Here is a 20,656-nt window from a genome sequence, read left to right on the forward strand (position 1 = left end):
ATGTACAAAAAGCATCAAGCCATTATTTGAACATTTGCCAGGATGAGAAGTATCAACTCATATAAATTCCAAGTTTCTTACGAATTTTAGAAAAGAGCTCCAAACTATCCCCATAATTAACAGCTAACTCTGCAAATTCTTCGATCCTCTTAATTTCTCTTTTGAATAAGCCTCTAAATATATTTAGATCCCCTTTTGAAAATCCATCCATATCAGAATTAGGTGGAACCGCAATGTAGTCGTATATATATGCATATTCTTTATTGGGCGAGTTTCTTAATACTCTACCTCTTCTTTGAATATATTCTCTAGGATTTGTGGATGACGCTAATATGTGAGCATATTGAGTCGAAGGAACATCAACTCCTTCATCTAAACACTTTATGGCAACAATTACATCTATTTTCCCAAGAGAGAAATTTTTTAGTATTGCACTCCTGTCTAATAGTTCAGTTTCAGCTGTAAACTTATTACAAGAAATGTCAAACTCTGTTCCTAACCGTTTAGTAACATATTCCACAGCTCTAATTCCATCTTCTTTTGTATCACCAACATACACAAGAGTATGTTTATTTAATCCTACTTTAGACACATATTCGAAGAATGCCTTATATTTATTTTCCATAGAGTTAATTATTCTTGCTCTTTTTAACAAAAGTGGTTTGGCTCCATCAGAGAATTTAAATCCACCATTAGAATCAATTTTAATGAACCTACAAAGTTGGATTGATAACTCTTTATACTCATCCCATTCTTCAGCTGTAAACTCAACAATAGTCGGGTAATAAAAATATTTTGTTAAGCAATGATTATTAATTGCATCTTTTAATGAGAAATTAATGACTTCATCACCAAAATAATCATAAATAGCTTGTGTCCCTTCATCATCATTATGGCGCCGAGGTGTTGCCGAAAGACCTAATCTATAGTTTACATCGTTTGGTAACAGTTTTAGACATTCTGGAGAACCAAGATTGTGCATTTCATCTGCGACCAACAAAGACGTTATTTTTTTAAAGTATGAATCGAAACATCTAAACGAATTAGATGTAAACGTAGCATTAGTGCATACAGCTACCGTAATTCCTCTTTTTTGAATTAAAGATGATGTTAGGCTTTGTGAGAGTTGTTGACCCCATTTTGAAACACCATCAAAACACTTAATAGGGTTAAAACCAAAAGAAGTAATTTCATCACACCATTGCATAGCTAAATGTATATATGGTACTACAATTAGTACAAACAAATTAGTTTGATTATTGTCTACATAATCAGCCAACTTTACAACAGCTGATAATGCTGTAACAGTTTTTCCTGATCCTGTAGCCATACAGAAAATACCTCTTCCGTTAGCTTTAAACCATTTATTTACAGCTTCTATTTGATATGGACGGATTTCGCCTTTTTCATTGAGAAAATGTTTAGGAATGGAAAATCTACAAGGCTTTTTATAAGGTCTTTGTGTGTTTTGAGTAAAATCCAAAAATGGTTTTAAACATGATTGAGATGGGGTAAACACTTTTAAATTTCGATCATATCCATTCCACATCATATCAAAATCAGATTCTATATCTTGAGTTCGCAAAGCAGACTCTTCACTAAAATAAGAGGAAAAAACATCGATTCTTTCCCAATTTCCTTTTGCTGAACCAGTAAGATTATATGAACCAGAAAATGCAACTTTGTTTCCATAATCATCTTCAAAAACACCCATTTTTGAATGCATGATTCCATCTAGGTTATTGCAAGGCACTGCTATTCTAAACTTCAATATACCGTCAGTAATTAACCAACTTATAGTTGCCAATGTTTCTTCTTTTAACGAATCAAATAACTCCTGAAAACTTTTCTTGAACAACCTTTCACTTAAATCAGAGTTGACCTCCCCCTCTAACAAAGCATTGTAATCCTCTTTTGTAAGCTGAGGAGAAATAAGCCAACAAGCATTTCCTCCATTAGACGCAAATTGCGCAACCCCGGCAGCAACATCTTTAATCCATTTTGAAGAAAAATATCCTACGGCCACTTTGTATGACACAGAAGATGATAACAAAGGCTCAAAAAAAACATCATTAGGATTTTCTTTTGTTGTCTTGATAAAAAGTGGAATATTAATTTTTTTAAAAGTCATCAAAGCCTATCTCCTTTATAATTTCAGAAGACCCAATGCTGTTGGAATCAATATCATTTTTATTGTCAACATGGATTTTATTATTAATAGATTCAAGCTTATCCCGTATGTTTGGTAGATCAAATCTTAATACAACATCACTAATCCATGATTCAATATCAATAAGTTTATTTAAATTAGCAAAATCATCTTTTATCTCAATAATATCATTATCTTTTTTGAGATAGTCAACAAACGTCTCATATTCTATTGATTTATAGTATGATTTTACTTTGTCTAATAAAAAGTGAATTGTTCTACTTTTGTTTATCAAAAAAACTATTGAAATAAACTCAGCTATAATTAGTCTTTCAAGATCGATATGTACTCCTATTAGTCCATACAACCCTCTATCTAACCTGACAATGTTTTTATTTCTAGCTAGTTCAGTAACAATAGTTTGATCATGATAATCTCCATATTTATTAGCTTCAATTTGTATTTGTCTCAAAGAAAGAGGGCCAAATCTATTGAGAAATCCGACTAACATCTCACAAGCCGCAACCAAATCTTCACCACTAAAGTTACTGGAAAGACCTATTTTTTGACCATATCTATGACAGTAAAATCTATCATCATCTTGAAGTAAACCATATATGACATACCTAGAAAATTCATGTGGCTTAAATTGAGTTTTTAAAAAACCACACAAAGCTATAGAAGTAACATACTTTTTTGAGGAATTAGCAGTTAAAAATTCAAATGCCTTATTTCTTATATCTAAAACAACTTTTTCATCAAATGGCAATATACTATAAGTACCATACGTGCCTCTATCCATAATTAAAAATTTATCAGAATTCATAATTACATTAGAAACGGTTCTTATATCACGAGGAAAACTTACTGAATCAATATATTTAGAATATATTTCATCTGTTTTCATAGGGTAGCCATAGAAATCAATTATGTTAAAACAAATTTCTTCTATAGACCTTTTATGACCTAATGAATCGCGATTTTTTTTAAAATAACTTAAGGCCTTGTCGGTCAAAAAAGGAGCAATTGTTTTTATATGGCTAGAGGATGAATATGGCAATGAAAGCGAAGCCCTAACATCACTAAACCAATTATCATTATTGATAATTAGATTAAATTGTTCTGCTTTAAAGAAATCCTTGATGAGAAAATGCCCATTGTATTGAATAGTCACTTGATTCACATATTTTTCATATGAATTTTGAATATTTAATAAATTTTTAACCCAGTTTGGAAAGCATTCGAATAACATTCGGACCTCTCCCTTGCCAATAACTCCTGAATTTTGTGCTAATTGTTCAACAATCTCGTCATGATGTTTTAATAAATACATATCAAGAACTATCCAACATAAACATGATGGGTTCTTTAATAATTTTGCAATAGCTAAACTTTCGAGCTGTCTAATTCTCTCTCGTGTTACCCCATATATGGCACCTAGTTCCTCTAGGGTTTTTTTATTATTCGATAAAAGTCGACAAACAATAGTTGCAAGTTCTTTTTCATTTTTCACAATAGAAGCAGGTAAAAGTTTTTTATAAGCCGAAATATCTTGTAAATCTATTCTACTTAATAGATTTACAGCCGAAATATACATATCATCTACTCTATTGATAGTGTTCTCTGAAAGTTGATTGTTATTTATGTATTTAATAAAATAATCATATAAATCTTTTATATCAGCGTGGTGCGGATCTATTTTATTTATTTCTATTTCAAAGTCTTCGAGTGTTAATTCTATTATTTTTTTGTATTTTATTTCTTGGTTGCTTATTAGTAAGTCAAAAAGAATTGATAATCGGCAGTAAGTGAGGTCTGAATCATTATGTAATCCATCTTCAAACTGGGTTTTTATTATTTCTAAAATTGTAGTTTCTTTAGGGTAAAAACAAAAAACACTCTTAATATATTTTTTTTCTGAGAAAACTTTAGCAGCCAGAAAATATTCTAAAGTTAATTGACACACAGAGTATTGATGATCATTTCCAACATTGAGCAATCTATGTACTCTTACTAAGTCTCTAATTTCTTTTTCTGACTTCAATCCGCAGTTCTTAAATTTATTTCTAAATTCAAAATTCAACTCTGATTTTTTTAAATGAATAAGGTTTTTCTTTGCATCCTTAATAATATTAGAAGTACGAACCGAACAATCAATTATCCCTTTAGAAAGTAAGTTATATAATAAACCAATTAGATCAGGCTCTTCGATTTCAACTTCATCACAAATACTATCCAATGAAATGTTTGATATAGCAAGTCTAATTTCTTTTTCTGTTTTTTCCCCACAGTTTTTAAACCTATTTTTTAATGGATTATCTAAATCCTTCGGATACAGTTTTTCATTTTTATTATGAGCTGTAAAAATAACATTCGTAGCTCTAACACTAAGCTGTAATCCATTCTTAATTGATAATACCAATGAAGAAATTAAATCCTCCGGATGCCTTTCAACTTCGATAAAATCATGTGTAACACTCTCAATCGATTTATATTCACTTTCATATAGACCTTGAGTAGTAATTTCTTCGCCTTTCTTGAAGCGAGCGTATTCATTTTCAGTTATAAAATACCCATTCTCTTTTGCAAATGTAAATGGAAATAGTTTCAGTGCTTCAGAAAACTCTAATCCAAGCACGATTCTTCCCTCGACTTGATTTCCTCTATAATCTATATGAGTAATTGGTTCAGAGAATGAGTAATTCTTATCCATGTTAACTCCTAATATGCAAGAGACGAAATATCACCTAGCAAATTTTTATCCGCCTCTTCATCTGCTAATAACTCTATAAACGATTCAAGTACACTTTTACCTCTGCTTAAAACTTCATCTTCTATTATTTGTAATCCTGCGGCAGCATACTCCTCGAAAATCATAATTTTTCTTTCTTGATTCTCTTCAGAAAGGAATTGAATTTCATAATCATTTTGCTCTGTTATTGCTATAGCATTAATCACTGCCATATCAAACTCTCCGCTGAATATATGTAAAGGTATTGGTTCTGAGGATTTTAAAAATGGCTCTCTTACCTGCCTTGATTTTGCCAAACAAGCAGCAAATATTAATATATCTTTATATGAAGAAAATATTTTTTCTTCTTCCTTTAATTGCTTTAATAAACCTTCAAATTTTTCAGGCTTCCTCACTCTATCTATCATAATATCCATCCATTATTTCTGTTCTTTCAAAAGAATCACTTCGTTTCAAATATTTAGTTTCTTCACCTTCTAATTTTGGAGAAAAATACACAAGACTATGATGTAGGCCTACAGATCCCTTACACTCATGCTCGACACATCCCTTCCATTGTGAAGATGAGACAAATACTATTATTTGCTCGGCCAGTTCGGGAACATATCTTGCTATCAATGTACGATATTCATCGTCTAAGGCTCCGAATGGCGAGTCCATAACAATAGGGAAAATACCACCTTGTGCTAAACCACTTTTTTTCTCTTCATTCTCTTTAGCTAAATTAACAATACATGATATAAACGATAAGCTTGTAATTTGACTCTCGCCTGTGGATTTTTCAGTAACAACTTGCTTACCGCTAACAGGAATATTTTTAAATATCTGCAGAGTATACTTGTCATCAATCTCTGCCCAGTAATCCTTACGAATAATTTTCTTAAAAATATTATTAACTTTTTCAGAGAGTTTAATCTTTATATTATCAGACAACGTTTCAAGTAATTTACCCAAAACAACAGAGCTTTCTTCAGCCATATCTAGTCTTTTCTTAACAATAGATTTTTCTTGTTGGCTTTCTGATATTTTCTTGGTTTTATTTTTGGCATCTTTTAACTGTTCTTCAATTAATTTAATATCACTTTTTAATTTCCCAATAGACTCAACCGTTTGATCTCTATCAGAGTCTAGCTTCTTCCGTTTCTCTTCTAATTCAGAGGCATGTTCAATAACACCGACATCATTAGATATAGTATCTAACTCACCAATAAGTTTATGTCTCTCATCTTCAAGTTTTACTCTATTATTTTGTAAATTTCTTAGTGAATTAAATAGAGATTCTCGTCGGTTTCCTAAATGTTTTAGGGCTCCAGATAACTCAATAAATGCATCTTCCATTGATTTTGAGGAAGCTTTTGATTTATATCTTCTCAAATTTGCAGCAGCCTCTGTTTCTGGTGAGATATCTGTACCACAGATGCAGAAGCCTTCTTCTAGTAGATCGTCGATAAACTGTGCTCTTATTTTATATGGTAATTCGCCCTTCTCTCTTTTTTCATCGAGAATTTTTTGTACCGAATCAGCCGTTTTGTTAAAAAAACCTAAGAATCCTTTTTTAGATATTTCTAAACTTAAAGCAGTTTTATTTTCATCTAACTCTAATTTTATTGTTGATATTCTGCTTTCAATCTCATCTCGCCTTTTTTGTAATTGCGCCGATTCTTTTATATCTTCCAGCCTAACACCTATATCTTTAATAGCTTTGTTTAGTTGTTCTTGTGTCTTGTTAAAATTTTCTAGTTCATTTTTTTTATTTTTAAGTTGTTCATCTATTTTTTCCTCATGCTCCATGGCTTTCGTATACTCAGAATCACCTGCAAGGGATTTCATTTCTTTCCTAAAACTATTAATAACATAGTCATCTAGGTGTTTTTTCCCTCTTTCAATTACTTGCAATCCCATAATTGATTTTATCGCATGTCTTATATCTTCTGATGATGAGGCGCTAGCCAGTTTTTCTATTCTTTCTCCATTAAAGAAGAAATAGCTGTGTAACGACTTAGGTAATATTTGATTAATATGAATCTCTGGATTATTTGAAATTTTTTTTTCACCAGAATTTTTATCTATCCATTCTAGAGAAAAATCTGATGCACCCATTTTATCAACAATACTATTTTCGAATTTCTTATACGACTGTCGTCTGATAGCAACATACGTTGTGTCTTCATGACTAAACTTTACTGAGATACCACAATGAATGATATCATTAGTCTTAGCTTCTACAATTGACTGCTCATTTAGTAAGTTTTCAGTTCCAGTGTCGAAATCTACCTCTCCATAAAAGCACCATTTAAAGGCATTTAAAATTGAGGTTTTCCCTGCGCCATTTTCACCATGAATTACAGTTATATTTTGTTTCGGATCTACAGAGAACTTAAGTGTATTTTCCCCGAAAAACTGCCTGTAATTAATTAATGAAATATTTATTAATTTCATTTCGATTTCCCTTCAATTAATTTTTTTATTTGTCCCGCAATTTGTTTTTCCTTTTCTTCTATAGTATTTTGATAATGCCTATATCCCTTTTCTATTTTTATTATTTCCATAATTACCTCTCTAACTTCAGCTGAAGCAGAATCCAATATTTCTTCTGGTGTCATATGATTCTCCATGCAAGATATTATTATCATCGATAACATTTATCAGTAATAGTCTCTACAGGTAATAACCACTAAAATATATCTAGCCTCATAATTTAACAACAATAATCCCAGCAAATATTTATCTTGATTTTGCATTAAGTTAGTTGCAAACTTAGGCCACCATGGTTGTCCACATTTCTTTTTGTAGAATAGATGGCTCCAATAAGCTAAAATTAGCTTTTCTAGGAAGGGTTCAGCAAAACTTGAGCGACCTTCTCCGTCCGAAAAATAGAATTTTGTATAAGATTCAAAATCAAGAAAGGTATTGTTCTCTGACGTTTGATTACCAGCTAAGAATACTTTTATAAATGTTTTGATATCATAATTCTCATTCGAGCCTTTTCTCGAATAATGACCAAACATAACTATATTGACACCGATAATTAGCGGGCGATTATTCTCTTTAAATTCCGAAAATTTCTCGTCAAGAGCTTGAATTGCTGTTTGATGCAGACTAAAAGAATGTGTTGCATCTAGGTGGAAATCCTTAATCGACTTGTAGTACTTGCTAAATCGCGTAAGTATTTTGGACTTACCATCACCACTGCTTCCGCATAAAAAAACCACTTCATTACCACTAGATTGAAGCAGTACTTTTTCAAAATTAGCTTCTATATCTGTTTTTATGTATTGGTAATCTTTATATGATACAAGAGTGGTGTCATATTCTGTGCTTACTGCAAAGGGCGATGATTTGGGGAGCAGGCTTAATACCTTTATAAATTCCATTTTTAACCTACATGCTTAATTATTTTCAAAGTCTAGAGTGACTTATATTCTTATAGCCTCATATATAACCACAAATCTTGTGCATTTGGTAGATGAAACTAACTCGCTGGACTTACAAAATAGCTGTTCCTAAATACAAAACACCTAGTGATGATCTGTCGCTGCGCCGGCGCAAACATTGGTTTTCACCAGTATCGCGTTGAGCCATCGTTCATTTCCACGACTGGGTCTTAGATCACCGGTTTACCAGATTTCTCGAATACGCAACGACAATCTCGCTGAGATCTTTTCCAAACCAGTTTCAGTGAAACTTGAAAATACTCTGCCATCGCGTTCAACCTCATCAGCCCCATATTTAAAAGAGCAATAGAACAGGCCATCTCGTTTGAGTAGAGACGATAAGTGGCAGAAAACTTGAGATAATTTGTCTTTAGGTACATGTAGTAGCGATGCGCACGCCCAAATTCCGTCGAAAGTTGTCTCTAAACTATATTTGTCAAACTGACAGACCGAGACTGGACGATAAATGAGTAGGCTGGCTAATTCTGCACTTGCATCAAATGCGAAAACATCAAAGCCTTGATCGAGAAAATAACGACTGTCTCTCCCCGAACCACAACCAGCATCGAGAACTCTTCCTCTTACGGACAGGTATGGCTCGAAACAGAGGAAAAGTGAAGACATATCTACACTTAGAGTACCGTCATAAAAGGATTGAGCATTTTGGTTGTAGTAGCTAACTGGCATAGTTGAACCAGAGAGTTTATGTTTGAGTCTTATTTTACCAAAAACTGACTCAGAATCGGGGTGGTTTGTAACCAATAACGGCATCAGCAGGCAGAGCCCTACATATAGACATCACGGAACAAACACAGCCTCATTAAACTTTTTAACAATTACTCATCGTCTCGTTCATTGAATAGTTCAATCTGATCGTCATCGATATAAACCATCAAATCCCCAACTTGGCATCGAAAATACCGACACAGGGAATCTATAGCCTGAGTGGTCGTTGAATGTCGATTGGCCGGATTCTGCATTTTGGATAAAGATGACCGATTCACACCTGTCTTTTCTGCAATTTCCAGCAAGGTGATCTTTCGTTGTTCCCTAAATTCTTTTTCTACGATCAATTCTTTTAATCGAAATCTAATCATTTTCACCCCTAGAAAAAAAGTTACTCATAAATGAAAAAGTGCTTTGACAGAACTTAAAATAGACATTAAAGTTCTTTGTATGAACTTTTTCATTTTAAGTGAACTTTGGAGCACCTAATGAACAGAACGCTACTCACAGCATCAGAGCTCGCTAACAGAATTCATTTTAGCTCAACCTACATCAATCATGCATTAAAAGACACGATCTTTTTGCAGGGGCAACACTACATCCGCCCATTTGGTGGGCGCAAAATCTTCTACATCTGGGAAGAGATTGAAAAGGAAATGTTCAAGACCACGGTCAGGCCAATGATGGCTATTCCTATGGCTAAAGGAGGGATCTGCCGTGGGTAGTATAAGAGCTCGGGATCAGCGGTTGTTTTTCGACTTCCGCTACCAAGGTGTTCGGTGTCGCGAACAGACATTGCTAAAAGATACGAAGCTCAACCGGGCTCGTCTTGAAAAAATCATGTCAGATATCGACAAAGCCATCCATCTTGACCAGTTTGTATACTGTGATTTTTTCCCTGACAGTATCCGTTGTGCTGCTTTTGAGGTTATTGATGCAGAAACGAAGCAAAGACTGGAACAACGGCCTGAACATCTTACATTTGCATCAAATCTGCCGACTTTTGCAGAATTTAGCTATGAATGGCTGTCAGAAAATGAAGTGCACTGGAAACAAAGCCATTTAGCCAATGTGAAATCGATTTTTGAGAATTATCTTTTACCAATTTTTGGTCATCTGCCACTGGATCAGATCACCCGTGAAGATATTCTTAAACTCCGGACCTCGTTGGCCAAAGGCAAAACGGCCAGCCAGCGCTCAATCACAAATGATCGGGTTAACCACATCATGACACCGCTGAGATGTGTGTTTTCAGAAGCAGCTTTGCGATTTGATATTCCGAGCCCTTTTCACAATATCAAACCCCTCAAGATTGGACGCAGCAACATAGAACCGTTTTCGCTGATCGAGGTCAGGACATTCCTGGCTGGTGTTCGAGCTGATTTCCGGAATTACTACACCGTGCGCTTTTTTTCCGGAATGCGTACTGCGGAAATAGATGGGCTTCGCTGGAAATATGTCGATCTGCCTAATCGACAAATCGTCATTGAACAAACACTGGTAAACGGTCGGCCTGAAACCCCAAAGACACAAGCATCTTACCGGGTGATCCAAATTTCCGAGCCCGTCTATCAGGCTCTGTTACATCAGCATGATGAAACAGGTCATTATGAGTTTGTATTTTGTAATGAGGTTGGGAACCCGCTTGATCATCGCAATGTCACAAAAAGAGTATGGAACCCGACGCTCGCGATGCTGGGTTTAAAACGTCGCCGTCCGTATCAAACACGTCACACCACCGCAACGCTCTGGCTGGCTGCGGGTGAAAACCCGGAATGGATAGCTAAACAATTAGGACATAGCACCACCAAAATGCTATTCGAGGTATATAGCCGTTATGTACCCAATCTGACTCGCCAGGATGGCAGTGCCTTTAACTCTCTGATCTCATGTAACTGAGGTGAAGAATATGATGACGCTATTATGTTGGCTTAAAGAGATCGAACGCAGTGGCCATTTACCTATCTGCAGCAGCCATTTACTATTTGGTGACAAACCGATAGCTGCCCTAATGACCAGTACACTTGCTAATACATTTCCAACAGAACAAGGGCTTGCTGAAATCAAGCTTGAGATGAATAAGCAAGGCTATTTCATCGCAACCCATCTTCGTTACGTTGCGCCTGTGATTAATTACGTTCTCTATGCCAAAGCTATTTCATTACTATATAAAGGCCGTCTCCCCCTCTTTTGTCGGTTTGTTCAGTTATTAGAACGGGTGACCACACCAGAATTAATGCCTTTTGTTGAATATTGGAATACACACCCGGAACAATTTGAAGCGTATTTAGTTATGTCCGCAAGCTACCGGGATCATCACGCTTACCGACATGGTTTATTCCAACACAGTGTAGAAGTTGCAGAGCTGGCCTATAGCAATGCCATTAGTCTCGGGCATTCTCCTATTGAATGTCAGATCGCACTTTTAGCTGGTCTTTTTCACGATATAGGCAAGGTCTACAGCCAAAGTGAAGCTAATCTTAAAACTTATCAAACTGGTGCGCATGAATGCCTGAATTTTTCATTATTAGCAGAACCATTAAAGTTTCTGGCGACTCATGATTGGGATGCACACCGGATGTTTTCCAGTATGTTGGCACCCTATCAGCAGCACCGTAGTGAACAGTATGCCGTTGAATCAATCTTCCGTTTTGCAGACCATGCTTCATGCTCATCTAACAGAACGCACGTATTATTTTTCGGCAAACCCGCTCATTTCCGTTTCTTAAAAAACGGCGACAAAATGGTGCGCAGGTTACCTGCTTGATGATTGCCTGTAGATTAACTATTAAAGGGACAGCATATATGACAGAAAACACGCGGAACCAGAAAGCAGTATCAAGTCACGCTTATGTTATTGGCCTAGATGAAAACGGTGATGCCATCATCCAATTTAGCGATGAATTTTGTGTATTGGCCGGATTACAGATCGGCGATGAATTCGAAATTGAAATACAATCTGGGCAAATCATCCTTTCCAAGATTAAATCTTAAGCTGTATTTCCCAACTAATCTTTCAATTCGATTCAAACAGAATATTACCTTCCCCATCCACGGCGATGACATGATGAACATCGCTGACGCGAGGAAACTGATATTTCGCGATTTGTGCTGCAACAATTTCTTTCGGCACGGCATGTGCCCGGTTGGCGTTTCCACTATAGATAGCTGTTTCTGATGCCAGAAAGATCACCAATGTGATTAATGCATGTTGATCCCGTGCCATCGCATAGAGCGGTTTGCGATAGTCTTGCCGCAGATTGGTAGCATCCCAAACGACAGTGTGCTTTTCACGTAAGTAGTATTTCAATTTTTGCTGTGCCATGGCGACAACTAATTCGGGGTTATCTTGGCAGGCGCGATTGCCCCAAAGCTCTTCTCTGATCGCATCAAGCGATATGACCGACATGTCATGACAATGGCGCGCTACATAGCGTGATTTACCGATGCCACTTGGCCCACACAATAAAAATAAGTGAGCATGTTCATCTTTATGACGAGACAATTTCGCGATAGCGCCTTTTAGCGAAGCTAAAGTGCCACGCTGCATGGTATCGACCACCAGTGATTTCAAATATCGTTGTGCACTCGGTGACTCGTGGGCAATCAATCGATAAAGTTCATCAATGGAGAAAGATTGATGCCACAACCCATACCCTTCACAGAACATGCGGTATTGTTCGATATAATCCAGTTGCAGGGGAATTGCTTCGCCAATTCGCCCCTGCATATCCGCGCGTTCAAGCCAGTACAGTAACGCCGGATCAGCTCGACGTGACAAAGCGATATACGCACCTTGATTCATGTTCTGTACGACCAGCATTTTCGGTGTCTGATGTTCACCCACCAATCCGAGTACCGTCCAGATCACCGAAAACGGTAACGGCAATTTCATTAACTGGAATGCCAGATAAGAGCGCCCCTTAGCCTCATGATCCGGAGAGCCGATGCGTTCATGACCTCTGACTATCATTTTACGGGTACAACGTGTTTTCCCTATATCATGAAAAATCGCCGCTAAAATCAACGACTGGCGTTTTTCCCCTTCAATATAGGCTGCTCCTGTTACCAGCAATTGATAGAGTTCGTCCAGCACCATACCGGTATGAATATGTACGTTACCCTCTGCATGCCAACCAGGATCTTGTGGTGTTTTTTTTAAATCATTTAACCACGGAATGACCGGACCAAGTTGTTGCACACATTCATCAATGGACGGCGTTGCCGAATGACAAAGTTGCTGAAGCCATTGTTTCATGCGTTATTTCCTGCCATTAGTGCATTCGGTATAACTGAAATATGCTCTCAATGTTGTTTTCTGACTGAACATGGTTGTGGACATTCTCGAGTTAGAAATGGCCACATACCGAATCGAACATCACCATCTTAGTTTGATACTTCAATACTCAGCATGAGACTTATTCCTCTCCTACAAGTGGTCAGAGCAAAAACTTTTCAAAAAGACCCTTTACCCAAGCAAATTTTCGATGTAAATTTTAAAAATGCTTCGGCATAAACGAAAACCTAAAATCTAACCGGCCTTCGTGTCTACTTGATCTCGGTATTCTCGGTCTCCTTCGGGGTTGGAAGTTAGCTAACGCACTCCAATCGCTTAGTTAGTACAGAGGTGCATCATGTCTTACATCACTTAATTGCTTTAACAATCAGTCTTGCCACTGTCACAGGCTTTTATTATTTCTACGTTATTTATTTAGCGGGGTTTAATTCGCCCCAAGGAAAATATAATGTCTCAAATTTCGCAAGGAAAAGATGTTAAAGCGGCTTTATTGGTCAAATTTGGTGAAAAGGCCAGTAAAGTTAAGGAAGAAACAGAAAAGCAACTTCAATTTACCATTAGAAGCTCGTACATCCTACAGACCTTCGGAAGATTGATGAATTGTGAGTCTTATGAACATGTGGTTGCGGAATTAAAATCCTATCCGCCCTATATGCAAGCCAATCCTCATATTCTGCCGTGTAAGTGGGATATCAAGACTGCCAAAAAGTTTATTGAATCTAATGTAAAAGGGGTGTCTATCAACACGGATGAACCCGTCGAACTTACGCCCAAACAGCGTAACTGGGTATTATCCCAAATTGTCGATAGCATGGATGACATCTTTAAAGATTTCCCATATGACACTCAACCTATCTCGGAGCTCAATCTAGTGGGCAAGGCCGTTAATGATCAACTCTTCAATCAAGCGTTGGGTCATTTACAGAAAAATAATTATCCGGTGGAAAAACGTCATAAGTGTTCAGACACTTGGATCTTTCTATACAGTAAAATCCCGGTGAATGACTTCTGTGAAGTTATAATAGTGACTGATTACAACCGGGTTGAACAAAGGCTGATGGCAGAGCTTACTTCCTTTAAACGTACCGACCCACGACTGGATGATGTGATTATTATTGGCAACAGTCTGGCCGCTAGCGGAGAACTGCCGGTGCAATTTCGCAGCCTGATAGTGGAACCGGAAAACAAGGATGAAAAGCCTTGTATCTTTAGAACCCCAAGCAAAAAAATGACAGCGGTAAGTACCGTATTGTCGTCAGGGAAATGCATGCAGCTTGCAAAATACGCAGGCAGACCCATTGAGCCATCACAGGTGCCATTTGTCGTCGGGATCTTAAAAGAACTGACGTTATATTTGGAAAGTTTGCTCGATTGATCGGGAATTGGCGGCCTAAAAAGCCGCCTTTTTCATCACAACACACAAGAAAATCGGTGTTCAATTGGCGGGTTTCGATCTTCCTAGGAAAGACGTTCACGTTCCAACCTGTTCATAGCAAATCTTTTGTTTTCGGTTGAAGATCCTCATATATACGCCATACGCGCAGAAAAGCCCGTTTCAGTGGTTACATTCATACGTTATGAAACTTAGGAGTTCATTATGGGAAGTGCATCAAACAAACCTGAAAATCTAAAACAATGGGAACCATTCAAAAATCGGTTAGAGTCTATTGGTTTTGAGCGTGTAAATGATGTCGTTGAAAGCGACGCATTTTACGTGGGCTATCAGAAGAACATAACTAACAACTTTATTTTGGTTGTCTGGACTAATATTTATTTTGCACGATTTAATGTGAGAGCTGAAATTACAGCTCTCACAGCATCCTTTGAAAATACATTGGCATTACAAAGAATGACGCTCAAAGGGAATTCTGCTGCGACATTTAAAAACTTCACAACAATTGATCCAGAACTAAGCGAAAGAATTCCTGAGCTAGAGCGTTTAATTGTGAATCGGAGCATAGCTAACAAAGATTTTGCTGCCGAACACTCTGAAATCACTAAGGTAATATTTCAGTCTGCTAAGGGATCGATCGTTAGTGCGAAATCCTTGATTGGTGGTATTCGTGATCGCGCATCAACACAAGTTGCGAAATATATTAAAGGCGTCAAATTTATGGAGTTGGATGACGCCATAAAAAGTAGCTTTTTGGCGACAGAGTGTTGTTCACTATTATAATGCCAGTTAGTCGCAATTACCCAACCAAATTTGAATGATGTTGCATTAGATAATTTGAGGGTAATTTATTTATAACATTTACTGAATGTTGGGTGGAGCAAACACACGTATAGGCAGCAGCGTGTTAGTTGATTGATCTTACACGCTGCTGGACAAAAGCTTGTTTGAGTATTTGCTTAGTGATATTACATTTCGATGCCAACTGTCATGATTTTGGGAATTACCGCCCCGCATTGCATCATTATCTAAGCCTCATTATGAACTAAATAATCCTTTTCATACTGTTCCCTATCTAGTACAGCTAAAATCCCTCGCTTCTCTTCCTCGGTCAGGGAACAGAACGCCTCAATATTCGGTAGTATGTTCGATAAGTAAGGGGACAGAGAGAGGCGCAATACATCTTGTTCTAGATCCTGCAAAGCTTGGAAGGGGTACTTACTACCAAGGCGGACTATCGTTCTGTCTTTTCTGAAAGCCTTGTTGACAGCTCGTGTAGGCCCTAGTTGCAGAGATGCAAAATACACATCCAGTGACTGCTCTAATCGACACAGTGGGTTGCAAAGTAGGCCTCTAACGGTATCAGGTTTTGCAAATCGAGTAATGAACTCATTGTAAGCTGAAATCAGCATATATTCGCAAGCTTGTCCTTTATAGGGTTCGCTGTGCGTATCCCAGAATATACATTCTGCTGCTGCATTCGCATTGGGTTGTACAGTATCTTCATTGTATCTGAAGCAATAAAGGAACACGGCAAGTGTATTGCAGGACTCTCCAGCATGGCCCTGAATTGCTACCTCACTGAGCACTTTTGTGAGGACCCGAATGATTTCTCGTTCAGTACTAGGTTGTAGCTCATGTCCTTGGATTTCATCTCTCACCAAACTAAGAGATGATTCAAAAAACTCAGGTACAACTCAGTTTACTAACCTTTCAAATGTCATCACGCTTGAAAGCAATGCGCGTAAAACATATCCAAGTCCATCTAATTTCTTGAAGTAGTTATCTATTAAATGGTCATCTTCAACCCCCGACTTTTCAAACAGGTAACTGAGGCGTTCGATTTTTTTCCCAATTGTTAGATCGGATTTGAATTGTTCCTGCAACACATAGGGCATAAACAAGCAATTATTGTATTTGATCAGCGCTGTAGTGGCAGCAGCTTTACCTAACTGTTCCCTATGTTCAGACAAAAATACTGCTGCATCTTTGTGAACAACTGCATGCGCCATAGCATTATAGTAAGTTTCAAAGGGGTGTGAGCTATTTTCAAAAGTCAACATTTGCGTACTGTAGAAACTAAACCCATTGAAATCACCGAGGATTTTCTTCAAAGCAATGAACAATAGCCCTCCCATATACAGTGCCTTTACCTTACAAAAGGCAACTTCCTGCTGGATATCAGTACCAATCTGTTTTTGCTTCCACTCATCGAAACTCAACTTATACGTACTAAAACTGGGATAACTACTTGGTCTGATTTCTCTTACCCATGAAATAGACTTGTACTTTAGCCCCTCATCTTCCTGCCATTGTTTTAAATACTGCCTCATGTATAACTGAATGTTGAAAGGAAAGTCGCCAGATAATGTCTGCAACATGTTATGCAGATGAAATAAAACTCCTTCTTTGTGCTTGGTCGTACGGCGAGTTAACCGCATAAGTAATAGCGGCAATGCTATGTGCTGGTAATAGATTGAAGATAGATCACAAGCAGGGAGAGCTTTATTGGTCGGGTAAAGATCGGCAGTGTGTAAGTAACGTAGTATCTTGTCATTTAACTTAAATAAGGCTCGTATTCCTGCACGATCCACTTTCAAATCCGCTAAGTACTCGATAAGTGCGTATTCCGGCGCATCGTGAACAGCCATTCCGGCTGAATGTGAACACCTATTCTGTTTCAACGTGAACATCCATTCCGGTTTTATCGTGAACACTTTTACCCGTTTTGCCGGAATGAGTGTTCATCATGCCAGAATCACTGTTCACATTACCCAGAATCCTTTTCAACGCATTGATTTTCTTAATCTTGATAACCTTTCCCTTTTTCTCCGGGAGAGGCTATGTCTGCCAAGAGGATTGCAATGCGTAAAATCCGTGAAATTCTGCGACTCCGGCTTGAGGCTGGCTTATCTGTCCGGCAAATAAATGCCAGCGCCAAAGTCAGTGTTGGCGCTATTCAGAAGCTGCTGAAAAAAGCTGATGAACTGTCGTTAAACTGGCCGCTGCCTGCTGAACTGGATGACAGTCAGCTTGCTACGCTGTTTTATCCGCAAGCCGATACCACCGTGTCATCCCGTTATCAGGTGCCTGACTGGGCTTCAGTGCATCAAGAGCTCAAACGCAAAGGCGTTACCAAACTGCTGCTGTGGGAGGAATATACTCAACGCTTTCCCAATCGTTGCTTCTGTTATTCCCAGTTTTGCGACCGTTATGCGCAGTGGGGTAAAAAACAAAAACGCTCCATGCGTCAGCACCACCGTGCCGGGGAAAAATGCTTTGTCGATTACTGTGGACCAACGGTGCCGGTAGTTTCACCGACGACCGGTGAGATCCGTCAGGTCCAGATCTTTGTGGCCGTACTGGGCGCATCCAATTACACCTATGCGGAGGCGACGTTCACGCAGTCACTGCCTGACTGGTTACAAAGTCATGTTCGGACCTTTGAGTTCTTTGGCGGTACACCGGAGCTGGTGATCCCAGATAATCTGAAAAGTGGTGTCAGTAGCGCTTGTCGTTACGATCCGGAACTGAACCCGAGCTATCAGCAACTGGCGGAGCATTATCAGATCGCCGTCATGCCAGCTCGGCCTTATAAACCCAAAGACAAAGCGAAGGCTGAAGTGGGTGTGCAGATCGTTGAACGTTGGATCTTAGCCCGTCTTCGGCATTACACCTTCTTCTCGCTGGCAGAGGTGAATCAGTGTATCCGTACCTTATTAATGGCGCTGAATAATAAACCCTTCAAGCAGTTACCGGGGAACCGCTGTCAGGCGTTTGAATACCTCGACCGCCCGGCACTCAAGCCCTTGCCGCTGCATCCCTATCACTATGTCGCCATCAAACGGGTCAAAGTGAATATCGATTACCATGTTCAATTTGAACAGCATCATTACTCTGTCCCTCATCAGCTTGTCGGTGAAACACTCGAATTACATGCCTCAGATGGATTGATCCGGGTGTACTTCCGGCAGCAGTTAGTCGCCTCACATCCCAGAAAACGCGTACCCGGCACCACCACAGAGACCGGTCATATGCCGCTGAAACACAGTCATCAGCAGCAATGGACACCGGGCCGGTTAAAACAATGGGCTCAAGATCTTGGACCGGAGGTTTTACGTTGGGTCACTGCCCGGTTAGAGGAAAAAGCGCATCCCGAACAGGCTTATCGTCTATGCCTAGGCTTACTCAACCTCTGCCGTACTTATCCGGCAACCCGTCTGAACAACAGTTGCCGTCTGGCTAATCAGGAAGGGCTAAATCGTCTGAAACAGATCAAATCGATATTAGAAAGCCGTCGGGATGAGCTGCCCGGACATCCCATTGTGACCCTGGAACTGCCGCAGGATCATGAAAATATCCGTGGTCCACAAAGCTTCCACTGAGAGGAATGAACATGACTATACCCACACTCAACCGCTTACGGGAACTGAAACTGGGCGGAATGGCGCACGCATTACAGCAGCAACAGGAACAACCGGGACCGTATGCAGAACTGTCGTTTACTGAACGGCTAGCCATGCTGGTTGAACAGGAACATCTGTATCGGGAGCAAAAGAAACAATCGCGGTTACTGCAACAAGCGCACCTAAAACTCAGTGCGACATTGCAGGAGATCGACTATCAGCATCCGAGGAATGTCGAACGCAATCAAATCGCCCAACTGGCACAAAGCGAATGGATCAACCGGGGTCAGAATCTGTTGATCACCGGCCCCTGTGGCAGTGGTAAAACCTATCTGGCTTGTGCGTTCGGCCATAACGCCTGTCTGCATGGCTATAGCGTGCAATATTACCGGCTATCGCGGCTGTTGCAGGCGCTGACGCAAGCGAAAGCAAACGGTAGTTACCCGAAGTTGCTAAGACAGCTAGCCCGGATCCGGTTACTGGTGCTGGATGACTGGGGGCTGGAACCACTGACCCAGGCGCATCGCAATGACCTGCTGGAAATCATGGATGATCGGCACGGACAGAGTTCAACCATGGTCATCAGCCAGTTACCGACAGAACAATGGTACGGAAGTATCGGCGATAACACGCTGGCCGATGCCATCCTTGACCGGTTAATGCACAACGCCCACCGGTTACAACTTAAAGGAGAATCGATGAGAAAAAGACAGGATAAGTTGACGCAAGATGAACAGTCAGGCTAAAACATAATGGACGTGATGCGTTGAGAAAAGAGGTGTTCACGTTGGGCCAGAATCACTGTTCAACTTCGCCGGAATACGCAATAAGCATTCTTTCCATCATGCAGTGAGCTTCAAACCGCTTGATCAGACTTTTCTTCTCACTAGGTAGACAGTTGTTACTATCAAATGGAGGCTTTCCCATGCAACTAACGGCCATACGCTCCAAGAATTGGTGAGGATGGTCTAATGGGGTGAATTTACTAGTGCTATTCACTACAGTCGATCCGATTTACCGTCATCAGACCCTCATTCTACACAGAAATTTCGGTTGTAGTCGCTTAAGATTATTAGCGACAGAAACACAACCAATTTAACTACGAGGTATGGTATGAAAAAAAATATCTGCAATTTATACAAAGATTTAAAGGGAACGGGATCTGAACTTCGAGACAATCGAGACTATGATCGTTTAACCGAAATGGTCGGAGAGGAAGGTGCAAAACGAGCAATTCGACACAAGCTACATGAACGCAATCTAACTGAACATGAATGGGTAAGTTATCGCAAGGTTCGCTCAACCCTGCACAATAATCCCTTAAGGGTAAGAGAAGAGGTCGAAGAAGTTAACGCCCTGACGAATGGCCTTGTGAATGATGATTAGTTGTAGTGCTCTTGCCATATCCATAGCATAGAGTCTCGCTCCAATTGGAAAGAGTAGTGGTGAGTTGCAACTTAATCGCCACTACTAATACTAATGTAGCTATTTTGTAGCAT

At 39.0% G+C, this 20,656-nt stretch carries 19 protein-coding genes; 9 read left to right on the plus strand and 10 right to left on the minus strand.

The window, feature by feature from the left end; genetic code table 11:
• Nucleotides 1–52 precede the first annotated feature (52 nt).
• From TOLA_RS08105 to TOLA_RS17080, 8 genes are all read right to left on the minus strand, one after another.
• On the minus strand, nucleotides 53–2,131 hold the full coding sequence (locus TOLA_RS08105; protein ID WP_015878671.1) for a DEAD/DEAH box helicase family protein: 2,079 nt from the start codon (nucleotides 2,129–2,131) through the stop codon (nucleotides 53–55).
• A complete protein-coding gene (locus TOLA_RS08110) occupies nucleotides 2,121–4,862 on the minus strand; it encodes a sigma factor-like helix-turn-helix DNA-binding protein (RefSeq protein WP_015878672.1) in 2,742 nt (913 codons plus the stop codon). The genes TOLA_RS08105 and TOLA_RS08110 overlap by 11 nt, the downstream gene beginning before the upstream one ends.
• Nucleotides 4,863–4,870: 8 nt before the next feature.
• On the minus strand, nucleotides 4,871–5,317 hold the full coding sequence (locus TOLA_RS08115) for a DNA phosphorothioation-associated protein 4 (protein ID WP_083757752.1): 447 nt from the start codon (nucleotides 5,315–5,317) through the stop codon (nucleotides 4,871–4,873).
• Nucleotides 5,298–7,340, minus strand: coding sequence for an AAA family ATPase (locus TOLA_RS08120; RefSeq protein ID WP_015878674.1), 2,043 nt, complete (start codon nucleotides 7,338–7,340; stop codon nucleotides 5,298–5,300). Before TOLA_RS08120 ends, TOLA_RS08115 begins: the two co-directional genes overlap by 20 nt.
• Nucleotides 7,337–7,504 carry a hypothetical protein gene (locus TOLA_RS16780; RefSeq protein ID WP_015878675.1) on the minus strand — a complete coding sequence of 56 codons (168 nt, stop codon included), beginning with the start codon at nucleotides 7,502–7,504 and terminating at the stop codon, nucleotides 7,337–7,339. The genes TOLA_RS08120 and TOLA_RS16780 overlap by 4 nt, the downstream gene beginning before the upstream one ends.
• Nucleotides 7,505–7,546: 42 nt before the next feature.
• Nucleotides 7,547–8,275, minus strand: coding sequence for a DNA phosphorothioation-dependent restriction protein DptF (dptF, locus tag TOLA_RS08125; protein ID WP_015878676.1), 729 nt, complete (start codon nucleotides 8,273–8,275; stop codon nucleotides 7,547–7,549).
• A gap of 243 nt (nucleotides 8,276–8,518) precedes the next feature.
• Nucleotides 8,519–9,106: a class I SAM-dependent methyltransferase gene (locus tag TOLA_RS16500; protein ID WP_245534204.1), complete on the minus strand. Its 588-nt coding sequence runs from the start codon at nucleotides 9,104–9,106 to the stop codon at nucleotides 8,519–8,521.
• A gap of 65 nt (nucleotides 9,107–9,171) precedes the next feature.
• Nucleotides 9,172–9,432 (minus strand): helix-turn-helix domain-containing protein, encoded by a 261-nt coding sequence (locus TOLA_RS17080; RefSeq protein ID WP_015878678.1) that lies wholly within the window; start codon nucleotides 9,430–9,432, stop codon nucleotides 9,172–9,174.
• 117 nt (nucleotides 9,433–9,549) lie between these two features.
• Here TOLA_RS17080 and TOLA_RS08135 point away from each other — a divergent pair, with 117 nt between their 5' ends.
• From TOLA_RS08135 to TOLA_RS08150, 4 genes are read left to right on the plus strand one after another with little or no spacing between them, the layout of a single operon-like run.
• On the plus strand, nucleotides 9,550–9,786 hold the full coding sequence (locus tag TOLA_RS08135) for a hypothetical protein (RefSeq protein WP_015878679.1): 237 nt from the start codon (nucleotides 9,550–9,552) through the stop codon (nucleotides 9,784–9,786).
• Nucleotides 9,779–10,960, plus strand: a complete 1,182-nt coding sequence (locus TOLA_RS08140) for a site-specific integrase (protein WP_015878680.1) — start codon at nucleotides 9,779–9,781, stop codon at nucleotides 10,958–10,960. Before TOLA_RS08135 ends, TOLA_RS08140 begins: the two co-directional genes overlap by 8 nt.
• Before the next feature lie 10 nt (nucleotides 10,961–10,970).
• On the plus strand, nucleotides 10,971–11,828 hold the full coding sequence (locus TOLA_RS08145; protein WP_015878681.1) for an HDIG domain-containing metalloprotein: 858 nt from the start codon (nucleotides 10,971–10,973) through the stop codon (nucleotides 11,826–11,828).
• Nucleotides 11,829–11,866: 38 nt separating this feature from the next.
• Nucleotides 11,867–12,055 (plus strand): hypothetical protein, encoded by a 189-nt coding sequence (locus tag TOLA_RS08150; protein WP_148210434.1) that lies wholly within the window; start codon nucleotides 11,867–11,869, stop codon nucleotides 12,053–12,055.
• Nucleotides 12,056–12,077: 22 nt separating this feature from the next.
• On the opposite strand, the gene TOLA_RS08155 is transcribed toward TOLA_RS08150, so the two are convergent.
• The gene (locus TOLA_RS08155; protein ID WP_015878683.1) at nucleotides 12,078–13,319 is read right to left on the minus strand and encodes an ATP-binding protein; all 1,242 of its coding nucleotides are present in this window, start codon (nucleotides 13,317–13,319) and stop codon (nucleotides 12,078–12,080) included.
• Between the two features lie 487 nt (nucleotides 13,320–13,806).
• On the opposite strand from TOLA_RS08155, the gene TOLA_RS08160 reads away from it, so the two are divergent.
• On the plus strand, nucleotides 13,807–14,733 hold the full coding sequence (locus tag TOLA_RS08160; RefSeq protein ID WP_015878684.1) for a hypothetical protein: 927 nt from the start codon (nucleotides 13,807–13,809) through the stop codon (nucleotides 14,731–14,733).
• Between the two features lie 222 nt (nucleotides 14,734–14,955).
• Entirely contained in the window at nucleotides 14,956–15,534 is a 579-nt protein-coding gene (locus TOLA_RS08165) for a hypothetical protein (RefSeq protein WP_015878685.1), read from the plus strand.
• 914 nt (nucleotides 15,535–16,448) lie between these two features.
• Here the strand turns inward: TOLA_RS08165 and TOLA_RS08175 are convergent.
• Nucleotides 16,449–17,444 carry a hypothetical protein gene (locus TOLA_RS08175; RefSeq protein ID WP_041609497.1) on the minus strand — a complete coding sequence of 332 codons (996 nt, stop codon included), beginning with the start codon at nucleotides 17,442–17,444 and terminating at the stop codon, nucleotides 16,449–16,451.
• 150 nt (nucleotides 17,445–17,594) lie between these two features.
• Here TOLA_RS08175 and istA point away from each other — a divergent pair, with 150 nt between their 5' ends.
• The 3 genes from istA (at nucleotide 17,595) to TOLA_RS08190 (ending at nucleotide 20,543) form a co-directional block, all read left to right on the plus strand.
• Nucleotides 17,595–19,136 carry an IS21 family transposase gene (gene istA, locus TOLA_RS08180; RefSeq protein WP_015878688.1) on the plus strand — a complete coding sequence of 514 codons (1,542 nt, stop codon included), beginning with the start codon at nucleotides 17,595–17,597 and terminating at the stop codon, nucleotides 19,134–19,136.
• Nucleotides 19,137–19,147: 11 nt separating this feature from the next.
• The gene (gene istB / locus TOLA_RS08185; protein ID WP_015878689.1) at nucleotides 19,148–19,903 is read left to right on the plus strand and encodes an IS21-like element helper ATPase IstB; all 756 of its coding nucleotides are present in this window, start codon (nucleotides 19,148–19,150) and stop codon (nucleotides 19,901–19,903) included.
• Nucleotides 19,904–20,270: 367 nt separating this feature from the next.
• Nucleotides 20,271–20,543, plus strand: coding sequence for a hypothetical protein (locus tag TOLA_RS08190; RefSeq protein ID WP_015878690.1), 273 nt, complete (start codon nucleotides 20,271–20,273; stop codon nucleotides 20,541–20,543).
• Nucleotides 20,544–20,656: the final 113 nt, after the last annotated feature.

This window comes from Tolumonas auensis DSM 9187, from assembly GCF_000023065.1.
Classification (GTDB): domain Bacteria; phylum Pseudomonadota; class Gammaproteobacteria; order Enterobacterales; family Aeromonadaceae; genus Tolumonas; species Tolumonas auensis.